Genomic DNA, 14,358 nt, shown 5'->3' with positions numbered 1-14,358 from the left:
CGGTTCAGGTTGCCTCAAATCAAGGCTTCTTCACTGCATCCTTTACATCGCCCTTGACCTGCTGCGCCTCGCCTTTCAACTCCTGCGCCTTGCCTTCTGCGCGCAGCTTGTCGTTGTCGGTCACCTTGCCAACACCCTGTTTCACGTTGCCGATTGCTTCGTTGGCCAGACCTTTCGCTTTGTCTTTAGTACCGCTCATGGCAAAACTCCTGCAAATGGAGACACGTGAACCGTGTCGACAGAAGGTGGACCCACTACCCTCGCCGGGAGTTTCAACGGATTTTCCAGTCACAAGCCGAGCGGTAAAACTGCGGGCGAATACCGCACCAAATCCCCCCGGCGCACCTACGCAGCTGGCATCGCTGCCCTAAAATGCCCGCAAACGTCCGCCCAGAGCAGGCTGACACTCGATAAAAACAATGTTTTCCGGATACCCGCACCCATGCGTCTGATGCCTGCGCTGGTGGCCTTGCTGCCACTGCTCCCCCTGCCCGCCCTGGCCGCCGCACCGGCCAACCCCGAAACCCTGCGTGTCGAGCGCTACGCTGACGACGACCAGCTCGGCTCGCTGCGCTGGGCCATCGAAACCAGTAACCAGAACCCCGGCCACTACAGCATCGACATTGCCGCCGTCGGCCAGCCGCCCTACGTGATCCGCCCCAGCCGTGCGCTGCCGGAAATCAAGGGCCCGGTGCGCATCACCGGCCTGCCTTGGGCCCGCGATGGCCAATACATCGCCATCGACGGTTCGGCCTACATCAAGGACCAGGGCGTACGTACCTGCCCCGGCGCCCTGCCCGGCCAGTTCGGCACTAACGTGCGCACCACCACCAACCCCGGGCTGGTGCTGCGCGACACCCAGGGCGTGCACCTGAGCGGCCTGGAAGTGCGCAACTTCTGCATCGGCATCCTGGTCAACCGCGCCAGCGGCAACGTGATCGAAGACAACCGCATCGTCGCCAACAAAGGTGGCGCGGGCATCATGCTGACCGGTGACGACGGCGCGGGTAACCCCACCGCCACCACCACGAACAACAACAAGGTGCTGCGCAACCAACTGATCGACAATGGCGACGGCCTGGAGCTGACCCGCGGAGCGGCATTCAACCTGGTGGCCGACAATCTGTTCCGCTCCACGGCGGCCAACCCCGAACCCTCGCAGGGTATCGAGATTCTGCTGGGCAACGACAACAGCGTGGTGCGCAACCGCTTCGAGAACTACTCCGACGGCCTGCAGATCAACTGGGGCAAGCGCAACTACCTGGCGGCCAACACCTTCAGCGGCAACTCGATCGGCGTCAGCGTCACCGGCGAGGGCAACATCCTCGACGGCAACCTGATCCACGGCAACCGCATCGGCGTTGCACTGCGCCCGGAACCGGATGCTACCGCCACGCGCCTGAGCGGCAACCGCATCTGGGGTAACAGCCAGGATATCCGCCGCTGTGAAGCGGGCGGTTCGTGCGTGCCGGGCCAACGCACCGGCGCCATCGTGTTTGGCGTGCCTGCGCAGGCGCATGCGCTGTATGTAGGTTCGCGCGGGGTGGGCGCCGACTTGCCGAAGAAAGACCAGGCGATCATCTGCGATGCCAACGGCGAGCCCAAGCCTTGCCAGCCGCTGCCCAACCATAACCAGCAGGCGCCAAGGCTGATTGCGCTGGAAGGCAATGTGTTGCGCGGTGAAGTACAGGGGCCGGAATCGAGCCTGCTGCGGGTGGAGTTCTTTGGCAATGCCGAGGCGAATGGCACCGAGGCGGAGCAGTACCTCGGGGAGGTGCTGGTGAACAGTGACAGACAGGGGCAAGCGCGGTTTGCACAAGTGCTGGAGAACATCGGTGGGTTGCGCAGCTTTACCGCGACCGTAACCACTGCCGATGGGGCAACCTCCGAGTTGAGCCTGCCGGTTCGGCGGTAAGGCTTCCCGCCTCTTCGCGGGCTTGCCCGCTCCCACAGGGACCGCACGGTTTACAAACCCGTGGTAAACCTGTGGGAGCGGGCGAGTCCGCGAAGAGGCCGGCACAGGCACCGCAAGTTACAAACCTTGCCCCGCCCGTTGCCACCCCTCACAATGCAGGCCTTCATAGCGTCAACCCGCAGGAACCTGCATGAAACTCGACAAACCCGCCGCCATCGCCCGGCGCAACGAAGCATTGGCCAAGCCGGTGCTGAACAGCAGCAACACCCTGTTCGCCATCCTGGACAACAAACGCAACCTGTGGTGGTTCGAAGTGCCCGTGAAGCTGCTGGGCAAGGGCCAGGCCGACTGGGTCAACCTGCTGCTGCACACGCCAGAGAGCGATGAGCTGCAGCACCTGAAAGTGCCCACCAACTTCCTCAAGGCTCACCTGGAGCAGATGGAAGTGCGCAAGCCCGGCAAGCGCCGCTCCACCATCAGCCTGGCCCTCAGCGCCGACCGCGACTCGCTGCTGCGCGACACCCGTCCGGGTGGCGAGCAGCTGGACTTCCGCAACTTCGTACAGCCGTAAGGCCGTCAGGCCTTTTCGATGCGATCGTCATGGATGACGATCAGGCCCTGCTTGAACAACGCGCCGATGGCCTTCTTGAAGTTGCCCTTGCTGACGTTGAACAGCTTGCTGATCAGGGCCGGGTCGCTCTTGTCGCACACGCCCAACACCCCGCCTTCAGCCTCCAGGCGCGCCATGATCTGCTCTTGCAGGCTGTCGGCCAGGGCCGCACCTACCGGTTGCAGGCTCAGGGCGATCTTGCCGTCGTGGCGCACTTCCTTGATGAAGCCTTTCTCGTGCATGCCCGAACGCAGGAACTTGAACACCTCGTTCTTGTGGATCAGGCCCCAGTGACGGTTGTTGATGATGGCCTTGAAGCCCATCGGCGTTTCGCCGGCCACCAGCAACTCGACCGGTTGCCCGACTTTGTAGTCGGCCGGGGTGACGTCGAGGTAACGGTCCAGGCGTGACGTGGCGGTGATGCGGCGGGTGCGCTTGTCGAGGTAGACGTGCACCACGCAGTAATCGCCGATCTTCAGCTGCCGTGCCTCTTCCGAGTACGGCATCAGCAGGTCCTTGGGCAGGCCCCAGTCCAGGAAGATGCCGGCACCGTTGATGTCCTTGACCTTGAGGCTGGCGAACTCCCCCACCTGCACCTTGGGCTTTTCGGTGGTGGCGATCAGCTGATCTTCGCTGTCCAGGTAGATGAATACGTTCAGCCAGTCATCCACCTCGGTTTCGGCGTTTTTCGGGATGTAGCGCCCCGGCAGCAGGATCTCGCCATCGGCGCCGCCGTCCAGGTACAGGCCGAAGTCCACGTGCTTCACGATTTGCAAACTGTTGTAACGCCCAAGCAGAGCCATTTCCGATGATCCTCAAGACAAGGGGGCTATTTTCCAGACAGACACGGGGTGGTGTCAAAGCTTCCGGACGGTTGCCCCCTGATCCTGAGGATCAGAAGTCGTAACGCAGCGTCACCGTGGCGTTACGTGGGGCACCGTAGTGACCATAGCTGCCAGCCATGCCGGCGTAGTACTTCTTGTCGAAGAGGTTGTTTACGTTCAACGTGGCGGCAAGGTTATCGTTGATCTTGTAGCGTGCCATCAAGCTGGTGACGAAGTAGTCATCCTGGGTGACATGACTGTTGTAGCGCGCATATTGCAGCGTGGACTTGGAATTCCAGTTCACGCCACCTCCCACGGTCAGCCTCTCCCAGTCACCTGGCAGGCGATAGGTGTTCCAAAAGCGGAACGTGTCCATTGGCAACTGAGTGGTCAGCCTGTTGCCAGCAGCATCCTCGGTGCGGGAGTGACTGTAACCGGCGAATACATTCCAACCGGGCAGCACTTCACCCGAGAGCTCCAGGTCCACGCCTTTGGTTTCCGCACCATCAACCGCCTTGTACGCATTGCCGCCATTCGGCGCAGGTTCGGTGGTCTCCTCGGCGAAGTTGTCCCTTTGGACCAGGTAGACGGCAACGTTGGCGTTCAGGCGGCCATTCAGGAATTCGCCTTTCCAGCCCATTTCGTAGTTCTTGCCGACCTCCGGGTCAAGTGGCTTGCCGCTAGCGTCGATATTGCTCTGTGGCTTGAAGATGTCGGTATAGCTGACGTACACCGATTGCTCATCTGTCAGGTCGTAGACCAGGCCTGCATACGGCGTCACCACACCATGTTCTTTCATGTTGTAGGTGCTCGGCGCGTTGGGGCTATCGATGATGCCAAGGCTATAGTCGAAGCGATAGTTGGACGCCCGCGCGCCCAGAATCAGGTGCAGGTCATCGGTGAAATTGAACCGCCCCGCAACGTAGTAACCGCTTTGACGGTTGAAGATATCGTATTTGATGCTTGGCGAAAGCTCGTCTTTGCCTGGCTTGGGTGTCACGTTTTCCCAGGTGAAGTAGTTGATGTCCTGATCAGGCCCGGCGTATTCGCGGTGTTTGTTTTCATATTCCAGGTAGTTGTAACCAACGATGATCTCGTGGGCCTGTCCAAACAGCTGGAAAGGCCCTTGCAGGGAAATGTCTGCACCTTTCTGGTATTGATCTGCTGAAGCCACACCAGCGCTGATGGTCGTCGAGCCATCAGGTTGCAGGTACGAGGTGTTGGTTCTGGTCGAAACGTACGAAGAGAACGTGTTGCGATCAACGTCCATGTAAAGGGTCGATACTTTCAGCTGCCAGTCGTTGGCCAGTTGCTGCTCGAGCGTCATGGTGTAGTTGGTGGTTTCGTAGTCATCGTAACCCCAGCGAGCGTCAGAGCTGTTCGAACGGGAAAAGTGGGTGGGCTGGCCGTTGGTGAAAATTAGCGGAACACCCGACGCTCCGTTGACTTTGTATGTTTGCCGGTCAATGCCGAATCGAATCAGGGTTGTATCGGTCAGGTCAGCTTCCAGGGCGCCATACAGAATGCTGCGGTCCTGGGTGTACCAATCCATGAAGGTATGGTTGTTCTGCTGCGCGGCGACAAAACGTCCACGCACGTGGCCCTCTTCGGTCAGGGAGCCGGAAACATCGGCTTCGGCGCGATAGTAGTCCCAGGAGCCGGCGCCGCCCTGGATATAGGACTTGAACTCTCGCGTCGGGCGCTTGCGGATCAGGTTCACCACCGCACTGGGGTCACCGGCACCGCTCATCAGGCCCGTTGCACCGCGGACAATTTCCACTCGGTCATACAGGGCCACATCCAGCAAGGTGCTGGGCATGTTGCGAGTCTGGTTGTCCTGAAACGTGGTAACACCATCGAACTGGTAAGTGTTGATCGCACTGCCACGCGAATAGATGTTAAAGCGCTCGCCGCCATCCTGGGACATGGTGATGCCCGGAGTTTGATTGAGCACATCGGTCATGCTCGCCAAGTGCTGGTCGTCCATGCGCTGGCGCGTGATGACGGTAATCGTTTGTGGCGTCTCGCGGATCGACAGGTTCATCTTGGTCGCCGTGCTGGTCGATCCGGTCGTATAGGACCCGGTCCCCTCAGTTATAGCCCCCAGCCCCATGGCATTGATGCTTGTCGCGCCCAGTTCGAGCGCTCCATCCGTCGAGCGTGGCACCAGCACGTAATTGCCATTGCTCGCGGCCATCACCTGCAGGTCAGTGCCGGCCAGCAACCGGGCAAAACCTTGCTCGACGCTGTATGTCCCCTGCAAACCCGGGCTGCGCTTGCCCTGGGTCAGTTCGGCTTCAAACGACAACACCACCCCGGCATCGCTGGCAAAGCGGCTGAGCACCGCACCCAGTGGCCCTGCGGCGATGGCATAGCTGCGAGCGGCTTCGGCGGCACTGGCTTGCCCGGCGCTGGTCAGTGGATGAACTACCCCGGCCTGCAGCAGCAAGGCGGCGCTGAACATGGCGACAACGAGGGGTTTTCTGGGGTAGCTGTGGCGGGTAACACGGGGGTGCATGGGGGGCTCCTTCAAAGGCCAGTGGTGGCGGTTTGCAGGAGGGGTCGTGTGAAACCGGAAAACCGACAATGCAAACGAGAAATATTTTAAAAAACTGTTTCCTGCACTATGGGGTCGCTTTGAGACCCTTCGCGGGCATGCCCGCTCCCACATTTACTGCAACAGCCTTGCCCCCTGTGGGAGCGGGCGCGCCCGCGAAGGGCTGCGCAGCAGCCCCAATCCCAGGTTCAGGCTAAAGGCCGTACCCGCACCCAGAACCGCGTGCGGGTTTCGATCCGCACTGGCAGCGCCTGGGCGATGGCGTCCAGTGCGCGTGCCGTATCGTCCAGCGGGAAGGCCCCGGACAGGCGCAGGTGCGAAACCTCCTTCGAACACTCGATGAAGCCCGGGCGATAGCGCTGCAACTCATCCAGCACCCGACCCAGCGGCCAGTTGTCGATCACCAACCGCCCATTGATCCATTCGTCCCGGTTCGGGTCTAGCAACTGTGGCGCGGGCAGCTGCCCTGAGCCAAAGCGCAGGCTCATGCCCGCCTCCACCCGCAACGGTTCAGGCTCTGCCCGGTTGCGCACGGCAACGGCATGCTCAAGCACATCCAGTTCTGTCTGCCCGTCCAGCTGGCGCACGACAAAACGCGTACCCAACGCGCGCATCTCGCCCTGCTGGCTGCGCACGCTGAGTGGTCGTGCATCCTTGCCTGTGGTCACCATGATTTCCCCAGCACGCAGGATGATCAGGCGCTGCTGGTGGTCGTAGCGGATGTCCACGGCACTGGCCGTGTTCAGGGTGAGCTGGGTGCCATCTTCCAGCCGCAGCTGACGCCGCTCGCCCGTGGCCGTGCGCACATCGGCCAGCCACAGCGGCGTCTGCCGGTAGCCAGTCCAGGCCAGGCCCGACACGCCAAGGCCCAGCACCAGGCCCTTGAGCACGGTACGCCTGCCTGCCAGTGGTTGTTCCACCAACAACGTGCGCTGCGCCACGGTCGCCGGCACGCTGCACAGCTCGGCGTGAAAGGCCTCCAGCCGCTGCCAGGCCCACTGATGAACAGGGTCGCCCTGGTGCCACGCCTGCCAACGCTGATACAGCGCCGGGTAGTCCGGCCCGGCACTCAAGCGGGCATGCCACTGCGCCGCATCGCGCAGCGCCTGGCGTTGCTGCGCCGGGCTCACAGCTCGGCATCCAGCGCGAACAGCAGGCACCGTTCGGTGGCCTTGGCGATGTATTTGGTCACCGAACTTACAGACACCCCCAGGCGCTCGCCGATTTCGGCATAGCTCAAGCCTTCGAGGTGCGACAGAAACAGCGCCTGGCGCACCTTGTGGTTCAGGCCGTCCAGCATGGCATCGAGCTGCAACAAGGTTTCCAGCAGGATCACCCGTTGCTCGGCAGACACCTCCAGCAACTCCGGCTCCAGTGCCAACGCCTCCAGGTAGGCCTGCTCCAGCGAGCGCCTGCGCAAATGGTCGACCATCACCCGCTTGGCCACCGTCGCCAGAAAATTGCGTGGCTCACGCAACGGGTGGGCCACTGTGCTGGCGATCAGGCGCACGAAGGTGTCCTGGGTCAGGTCCGCCGCCCGCTCCCGGTCGCCCAGGCGCCGGCGCAGCCAGCCTTGCAGCCAGCCGCTGTGGTCGCGGTACAGGCAGTGCATGTCATCGTGCGGTGCAGGCGGGACCTTGTACACGCAATCATCCTTGTAACGATGCGGATAAGAATTAGTCGCAATAATAGTGAGATTGCCGATGGAAGGGAATCGCCATTGCTGCGATGCAATGGAACCCTGCGGCTACCCTTACCTCTACCGATTGGCCGCCACTGCAAGGAACAGCAAATGCCTGCACGCCTGTCCAAAGCCCTGCTTATCACCCTCGGCTTCGCCCTGGCCCTGGCCGCCTGCAGCCGCATCGACCTGGCCTACCGCAACCTGGACCGCCTGGTGCCATGGTCGCTGGGCGATTACCTGGACATGAACAGCGAGCAGAAGGCCTTGCTCGACGACCGCTTGCGCGAACACCTGGCCTGGCATTGCAAGACCCAGCTGCCCGGCTACATCGACTGGCTGGACCGGGTACGCGGCATGGTCGCCGATGGCCAGGTGACCGACCAGGCGCTGGAGCAACGTACCCGCGAGGCCCGTGAGGCGATTGGCCGGGTGGCAGAGGAGATCACCCCGTCGGCCACGGAACTGTTGCGCGGCATGAGCGACAGCCAGGTGGCGGAAATGCGCGAGGCGTTCCGCGAGGACATCAGCGAACGGCAGAAAAAGTACGTGGATACCCCGCTGCCCAAGCAGATCGCCCGGCGTAGCGAGCGCATGGAGAAACGCCTGACCCCGTGGTTTGGCGAGTTGACCGCAGCGCAGAAGCAGCGGGTGCAGGCCTGGTCCGCAGCGCTGGGCGACCAGAACCGCGAATGGATCGCCAACCGCGCCCACTGGCAGCAGCAATTGTTGCTGGCGATGAACCAGCGCAACGACGCCAGCTTCGAGCCACGCCTGGCGACACTGCTGCAACGCAAGGAGAGTTTATGGACGCCTGAATACCGCTCAGCGTTTCAAAATACCGAACAACAGGCGCGCAGTTTGCTGGTGGACCTGGTGCAGCAGAGTACCCCGCGACAGCGGCGGTTCTTGCAAGAAAAGCTGGGCAAGGTGCGGACTGATTTCAGTGAATTGAAGTGTTTGAAGGGTTGAAGTCACTGGTTGCCTGTCTTGGCCCTATCGCCGGCAAGCCAGCTCCCACAGGTCCCGGAGAAAGCTCAGCCCTGTGGGAAGCCTGTGGGAGCTGGCTTGCCGGCGATAGGGCCAAGACAGGCCAAGCATTTACCGGGCCTTGCGCCGGTACGGAAACACATCAATCACTTTCCCCTCGCGAATTGCCGCCTGCAGCCCCTTCCAGTAATCCGCGTCATACAACTCCCCATGCAAGCGGCTGAACAACCGTCGCTGGCCAATATCGGCAAACAGGAACGGCGGAAACTCTTCGGGGAATACGTCGTGGGGCCCGATCGAGTACCACGGTTCGCCCGACATCTCGTCCTCCGGGTAACGCGGTGGCGGGATATGGCGGAAGTTTACCTCGGTCAGGAAGCTGATCTCGTCATAGTCGTAAAACACCACCCGCCCATGGCGGGTAACACCAAAATTCTTCAGCAACATGTCACCGGGGAAAATGTTTGCCGCCGCCAACTGCTTGATGGCCAGGCCGTAATCCTCCAGCGCCTCCAGCACCTGGCCTTCGCTGGCATGCTCCAGGTACAGGTTCAAGGGCGTCATGCGCCGCTCTGTCCAGCAGTGGCGTATCAGTACCGTGTCACCCTCCAGTATTACCGTCGACGGCGCCACCTCCAGCAGCTCGGCCAGGCACTCCGGCGCGAACTTGCCCTGTGGGAAGCGAAAATCGGCAAACTCCTGGGTATCGGCCAGCCGCCCCACGCGGTCAACGCTTTTTACCAGCCGGTATTTATCGATCACGGTGGCGCGGTCAACGGTTTTTGAGGGCGAGAAGCGGTCCTTGATGATCTTGAACACGGTGTTGAAGCCCGGCAGGGTGAACACACTCATGACCATGCCGCGCACCCCAGGCGCCATGACGAAGCGGTCTTCGCTGCCGGCCAGGTGGTTGATCAGCGCCCGGTAGAACTCCGACTTGCCGTGCTTGTAGAAGCCGATGGAGGTGTACAGCTCGGCAATGTGCTTGCCCGGCAAGATGCGCTTGAGGAAGTTGACGAACTCTGCCGGCACCGGCACATCGACCATGAAATAGGAGCGGGTGAAGGAAAAGATGATCGACACCTCGGCCTCGTCCGTGATCAGGCCATCGGCCTCGATACCATGCCCTTCGCGGTGCAGCAGCGGTATCACCAGCGGCCACTGCTCGTCGCTGTTGTACAGCCGGCCGACCAGGTAGGCACCCTTGTTGCGGTACAGCACCGGCGAAAACAGCTCCACCGCCAGCGTCGGGTCTTTGCAAACCCAATCCGGCAGGCACTCGCGCAGTTGCTCTTCAAGGCGCGACACGTCGCTTTCAAGGTCGCCATAGGCGAATGCGTAGTCGGAAAGAATCGCCCGCAGCAGGCCCTGCAGATTGCCATCGGGGCGGTAGGTACAGGTTTGTGTGGCGCGCTGGTGGCTGCGGATGGACGGCCGGGTGGTGTGGATGAACATGCAGCCGTCGCTGATCTGGTCATGGCTGAACAGGCTGCAGAACAACGAGTTGTACCAGGTCTCGGACAATTCATCGTCCAGGCGCGGGTCGATCAAGCGTATGTAGGCACTTTTCACCAGAGGCCACTGCTCGACCTCCAGCAGCACCTCGTCATCGAACGCATCACGCAACCAGCCGTTGACCTCGCCGACCTTCTGTTCGTAAAGGTTGATCCGAGCGGCGGCTGCCCGCTGGCTGTCTTGCCAACGCGCCTGCTCGAAGCGCTCGCGGGCGCCGAGGGTGATGCGGCGGAAATGCTCGCGGTAGTCGTCGAAGCCATCGAGGATCATCCGGGCGATCTCGCCGGCAGGCCAGTGCTGGGTCATGCGGTGGGCCTCGGTGCAAAGATTGAGTACTGAGCTTAGCCGCCCTTGTGATCATGGGTTAATGCCACACCTCGAAGGCCTGCATGGCCTTTGCAGGAGCAGCCTTGTGCTGCGAAGAGGCCGGTACAAGCACAGGTATTTTTCGCCTGTACCGGCCTCTTCGCAGCACAAGGCTGCTCCTGCAAGGGCCGTGCAGAGCGCAATGGATTGCACCGCAAGAAAGCACAAGAATCCCCCCGCCCCCTGGCGTACACTCGCGCCCTGCCCTGTACCCGGAGACCGCCGTGAGCCCCATCGCCCTAGCCCGCCTGCTGACACTTGCTGCCGTCTGGGGGGCGAGCTTTTTGTTCATGCGCATCATCGCCCCCGAGCTGGGCACGGTGCCGACCGCATTCTTCCGTGTGTCCATTGCCTGCCTGGGGTTGATCGGCATCGTCGCGGCCGCCCGCGTGCGCTGGGACTTCCAGGGCAAGCTGGGTGCCTGCCTGGTGCTGGGCATGATCAACTCCGGTATCCCGGCCACCTTCTATTCCGTTGCCGCTCAGGTATTGCCGGCCGGCTACTCGGCGATCTTCAACGCCACCACACCACTGATGGGCGTGCTGATCGGCATGCTGTTCTTCCGCGAGCCCATGACCCTGCCCAAGATGTGCGGCATCTTCCTTGGCCTGTTTGGCGTCGGCATCCTCAGCGGCGCCGGGCCAGTGGCGCTGGACATGGCCCTGGTGCAGGGCGCCCTCGCCTGCCTGGCGGCCACCACCTGCTACGGCTTTGCCGGCTTCCTTGCCCGCCGCTGGGTCAGCGGCCTGGACAGCCGCCTGTCAGCGCTGGGCAGCATGCTCGGCGCCACCTTGCTGCTAAGCCCACTGTTCGCCTGGAGCGCGCTGAGCCAGCCACCCGCCAGCTGGGGCGGCTGGCAGGTATGGCTGTCGCTGCTGGGCCTGGGCCTGCTGTGCACGGCGTTCGCCTACATCCTGTACTTCCGCCTGCTGGAAGAAATCGGACCGGTAAAGGCCAGCACCGTGACCTTCCTGATCCCGGTGTTCGGTGTATTGTGGGGGGCGTGGCTACTGGACGAGTCGCTGTCCATGGGGCACCTGTACGGCGGCTTGCTGATTGGCATGGCACTGTGGCTGGTGCTGCGCCCGGCGCGCAACTGAAGCGGGGCCCACGATGAACAGCATGTACAAAAAGGTCCTGTTCCGCCTGGAACAGGACGAGAACGGCTACCCGCCGGCCTCGGTCGAGGGCCTGTGGGCCAAGGCCGTGGAAGGTGGTTATGCCGTCGACAACATCCCCTTCCATGTTTACGGCATTGCACCAGGTGATGTAATCACCACCCGTGAAGAAAACGGCGAAACCTGGTTCGATGCACTGCGCAGCAGCAGCGGCAGCTCAGTGTTCCGGGTGCTAGTAAAGCCCCCGGAAACCCTGGACCAGGTAAGTGCGGCCTTGCAGGACTTCGGCTGCAACTGCGAAACCGAGCAGGCCGTGAAGATGCTGGCTGTCGAGGTCCCGCCGCAACGTTCGCTCGACACCCTGCTCTACTACCTGCTCACCCAGCGCGAAGCTGGGCTGCTGGACTTCGAGGAAGGCGTGCTACGCCACACCATCCCCGAAGAATTCCGCTAGGGCCTACGCCTGGGCAAGGCGTGCGGCGGGCTTGCGAAACACGAACAGCAGACCCACCACGATCAACCCCATGCCCAGCAGGCTGAGCGGTGCCAGGCGGTTGCCGAAGATCAGCAAATCCATCACTGCGGTCACCGCCGGCACCAGGTAGAACAGGCTGGTGACATTGACCAGGTTGCCCTTGGCGATCAGCCGGTACAGCAGCAAGGTCGCCAGCAACGAAACCACCAGGCCCATCCACAGCAGCGCGCCGACAAAGCCGCCGGTCCACTCGACATGCAGCGGTTGCAACGGTGCGAACACCGCGCACATGGCAAAGCCGGCCAGGGACTGCAACGGCAGCGTGCCCATAGGGTTATCGGTGATGCGCTTCTGCAGGATCGAGCCCAAGGTCATGCTGGCCAGCGCCAACAGGGCAAACAGCATTCCCGCCAGCGAGACCCCGCCCAGGTTGATGCCCTGGTAGACCACCATGATCAAGCCAGCCAACCCCAGCCCAAGGCCGAACAGACGGCTCCACGAGCGCTGACGCTCCATCAGCACCACGGTGAGGATCGGTTGTACCCCCATGACCGTGGCCATGACGCCAGGGGTGACATGGGTGTTGAGCGCCAGCAAGTAGAAGATCTGGTAGGCGCCGAGCAGCACACACCCGGTACCCAGGGCGCGCAGGATGGCTACACGGCTGCGCGGCCAGCGCAGCCCCAGCAGCGGGCCGATCAGCAGCAGGCCGGCCAAGGCCAGCGCCGAGCGCAACAGCAGGAAGGCGAACGGGCTGGCATGCGCCAGGCCCAGCTTGGAGACGATCGCCCCGCTGCTCCACAGCAGGACGAACAGGCTGGTAGTGGCCGCCGAGGCCACGGATGCTTTGGTAAAGACAGACATGTATTGCCACCTGATAGTAGGCAGGAAAGCCAAACGGACGGCGTGCGCTTCAGCGAGGGAAGTAGCCGACCGTGTTCAGTAGGTTGCGTGTGCGAAGGGGTTCGGCAAGCAGCCGATCAGCCCAGCACGACCACGCAAGGAGGCGGAGCTACGCCGCCTACAACGCCACTGACAGGTGGTGGGTAGTGACTGATCATGACCGGCTGCTGGCTGCCACGCACGACCATGCCCGCGACTGGCGCGATGGCAAAGCATGTGGTGGAAGGGCTGGCTGGCATGAACAGGTCTTCGGGAAGAGAACAGTGGGTTGGACTATAGCCCGGTGCCACATGGCTGGCAACTACCAGGCCGACACACTCCTGTGCAGGGGCAGCCTTGTGCCGCGAAGAGGCCATCACTCCCTGCACATATGTATGAGGCAGCACTGGCCCTTTCGCAGCATAAGGCTGCTTCTACACAGGCCACATCCGATTGGCCACTGGTTAATTTTCCATCGCTCCGGCTCGTCTGAATGCGAAACGCAGCACGCATTCACCCGTTCCGAGGATCACCCATGAACGCAAAAGCCTGGCTCTACCGGCCAGCCCAGATCACCTGCCTGCTGCTGGTCAGCGCCTACGCCCACGCCGCCAAGCCCGGTGATGTTTTCAAGGACTGCAAGAACTGCCCGGAAATGGTCGTGCTACCCGCCGGCAGCTACGTGATGGGCGCCCCCGACGACGAAGTCGGCCGCCAGCCCGACGAAGGCCCGTTGCACACCGTGACCTTCGCCAAGCCCTTCGCCATGAGCCGCTACCAGGTGACCGCCGCCGAGCTGGACGCCTACATCAAGGCCACCGGCACCGTCATCAAGAGCGGCGACGACCGCCCCGGCCGCTGGTGCGAGGCCAGCAAGCCGACCTATAAGCAAGGGCCCCGCCAGCCGGCGGTGTGCGTGGACTACGACGAAGTTCAGGCCTACACCCAGTGGCTCGCCAAGACCACCGGCAAGCCCTACCGCATGGTCAGCGAGGCCGAGCGCGAATACGCCGCCCGCGGCGGCTCCACCGGTCCGTTCCCCTTCCCCTTCGACGAGCCGGGCAAGTACGAAATCAGCAAGCACGCCAACACCTACGGCCCACGCGATGGCTACACCTACACAGCCCCAGTGGGCAGCTACCCGGCCAATGCCTTTGGCATGTACGACATGCACGGCAACGTCTACGAATGGGTTGCCGACTGCTACCACGAAAGCTATGAAGGCGCCCCCACCGACGGCAGCGCCTGGATTCAGGACCCGAAATGTATCCGCGCGCACATGCGTGGCAACGACTGGGGCGAGCCGCCAATTTTCTCCCGCTCGGCCAACCGCAATGACCGCCTCAAGACAACCCGCGGCGACTTCCTCGGTTTTCGCGTAGCACGTGAACTGTGAAGTTGTGACGCGGTTAACGCAGCACCGCT

General features: G+C 62.3%; 14 protein-coding genes. 6 read left to right on the top strand and 8 right to left on the bottom strand.

What is annotated here, in order from left to right; translation table 11 throughout:
- Positions 1 to 19 precede the first annotated feature (19 nt).
- Positions 20 to 199 (bottom strand): CsbD family protein, encoded by a 180-nt coding sequence (locus PP4_RS06425; protein ID WP_016498416.1) that lies wholly within the window; start codon positions 197 to 199, stop codon positions 20 to 22.
- A gap of 243 nt (positions 200 to 442) precedes the next feature.
- Between PP4_RS06425 and PP4_RS06420 the strand changes: the two genes are divergently transcribed.
- The gene (locus PP4_RS06420; protein ID WP_016498415.1) at positions 443 to 1,915 is read left to right on the top strand and encodes a right-handed parallel beta-helix repeat-containing protein; all 1,473 of its coding nucleotides are present in this window, start codon (positions 443 to 445) and stop codon (positions 1,913 to 1,915) included.
- A gap of 190 nt (positions 1,916 to 2,105) precedes the next feature.
- On the top strand, positions 2,106 to 2,486 hold the full coding sequence (locus PP4_RS06415; protein ID WP_016498414.1) for a hypothetical protein: 381 nt from the start codon (positions 2,106 to 2,108) through the stop codon (positions 2,484 to 2,486).
- 5 nt (positions 2,487 to 2,491) lie between these two features.
- Here the strand turns inward: PP4_RS06415 and PP4_RS06410 are convergent, their stop codons facing one another.
- The 4 genes from PP4_RS06410 to PP4_RS06395 form a co-directional block, all read right to left on the bottom strand.
- Positions 2,492 to 3,328, bottom strand: a complete 837-nt coding sequence (locus tag PP4_RS06410; protein WP_016498413.1) for a CvfB family protein — start codon at positions 3,326 to 3,328, stop codon at positions 2,492 to 2,494.
- A 91-nt stretch (positions 3,329 to 3,419) separates the two neighbouring features.
- A complete protein-coding gene (locus PP4_RS06405; RefSeq protein ID WP_016498412.1) occupies positions 3,420 to 5,867 on the bottom strand; it encodes a TonB-dependent siderophore receptor in 2,448 nt (815 codons plus the stop codon).
- A gap of 227 nt (positions 5,868 to 6,094) precedes the next feature.
- Positions 6,095 to 7,036, bottom strand: a complete 942-nt coding sequence (locus PP4_RS06400; RefSeq protein WP_016498411.1) for a FecR domain-containing protein — start codon at positions 7,034 to 7,036, stop codon at positions 6,095 to 6,097.
- Positions 7,033 to 7,551: a sigma-70 family RNA polymerase sigma factor gene (locus tag PP4_RS06395; protein WP_016498410.1), complete on the bottom strand. Its 519-nt coding sequence runs from the start codon at positions 7,549 to 7,551 to the stop codon at positions 7,033 to 7,035. The genes PP4_RS06400 and PP4_RS06395 overlap by 4 nt, the downstream gene beginning before the upstream one ends.
- A 147-nt stretch (positions 7,552 to 7,698) precedes the next feature.
- Between PP4_RS06395 and PP4_RS06390 the strand changes: the two genes are divergently transcribed.
- On the top strand, positions 7,699 to 8,559 hold the full coding sequence (locus PP4_RS06390) for a DUF6279 family lipoprotein (protein WP_016498409.1): 861 nt from the start codon (positions 7,699 to 7,701) through the stop codon (positions 8,557 to 8,559).
- A gap of 129 nt (positions 8,560 to 8,688) precedes the next feature.
- On the opposite strand, the gene aceK is transcribed toward PP4_RS06390, so the two are convergent.
- Complete coding sequence (aceK, locus tag PP4_RS06385) at positions 8,689 to 10,398, bottom strand: bifunctional isocitrate dehydrogenase kinase/phosphatase (RefSeq protein WP_016498408.1); 1,710 nt, start codon at positions 10,396 to 10,398, stop codon at positions 8,689 to 8,691.
- A gap of 284 nt (positions 10,399 to 10,682) precedes the next feature.
- Between aceK and PP4_RS06380 the strand changes: the two genes are divergently transcribed.
- On the top strand, positions 10,683 to 11,558 hold the full coding sequence (locus tag PP4_RS06380; RefSeq protein WP_016498407.1) for a DMT family transporter: 876 nt from the start codon (positions 10,683 to 10,685) through the stop codon (positions 11,556 to 11,558).
- Between the two features lie 13 nt (positions 11,559 to 11,571).
- A complete protein-coding gene (locus PP4_RS06375; RefSeq protein ID WP_041167633.1) occupies positions 11,572 to 12,030 on the top strand; it encodes a DUF4265 domain-containing protein in 459 nt (152 codons plus the stop codon).
- A 3-nt stretch (positions 12,031 to 12,033) separates the two neighbouring features.
- Here the strand turns inward: PP4_RS06375 and PP4_RS06370 are convergent, their stop codons facing one another.
- Both PP4_RS06370 and PP4_RS29325 read right to left on the bottom strand, forming a co-directional pair.
- The gene (locus PP4_RS06370; RefSeq protein WP_016498405.1) at positions 12,034 to 12,915 is read right to left on the bottom strand and encodes a DMT family transporter; all 882 of its coding nucleotides are present in this window, start codon (positions 12,913 to 12,915) and stop codon (positions 12,034 to 12,036) included.
- Positions 12,916 to 13,031: 116 nt separating this feature from the next.
- On the bottom strand, positions 13,032 to 13,193 hold the full coding sequence (locus PP4_RS29325) for a hypothetical protein (protein WP_167332716.1): 162 nt from the start codon (positions 13,191 to 13,193) through the stop codon (positions 13,032 to 13,034).
- Positions 13,194 to 13,468: 275 nt separating this feature from the next.
- Between PP4_RS29325 and pvdO the strand changes: the two genes are divergently transcribed.
- On the top strand, positions 13,469 to 14,329 hold the full coding sequence (gene pvdO / locus PP4_RS06365) for a dihydropyoverdine dehydrogenase (protein ID WP_016498403.1): 861 nt from the start codon (positions 13,469 to 13,471) through the stop codon (positions 14,327 to 14,329).
- The last annotated feature ends 29 nt before the right edge of the window (positions 14,330 to 14,358 follow it).

The organism is Pseudomonas putida NBRC 14164 (assembly GCF_000412675.1).
In the GTDB taxonomy this organism is placed as follows: domain Bacteria; phylum Pseudomonadota; class Gammaproteobacteria; order Pseudomonadales; family Pseudomonadaceae; genus Aquipseudomonas; species Aquipseudomonas putida.
The sequence above is the reverse complement of the archived record's forward strand: the minus strand, read 5'-3'. Positions and strand labels throughout refer to the sequence as shown.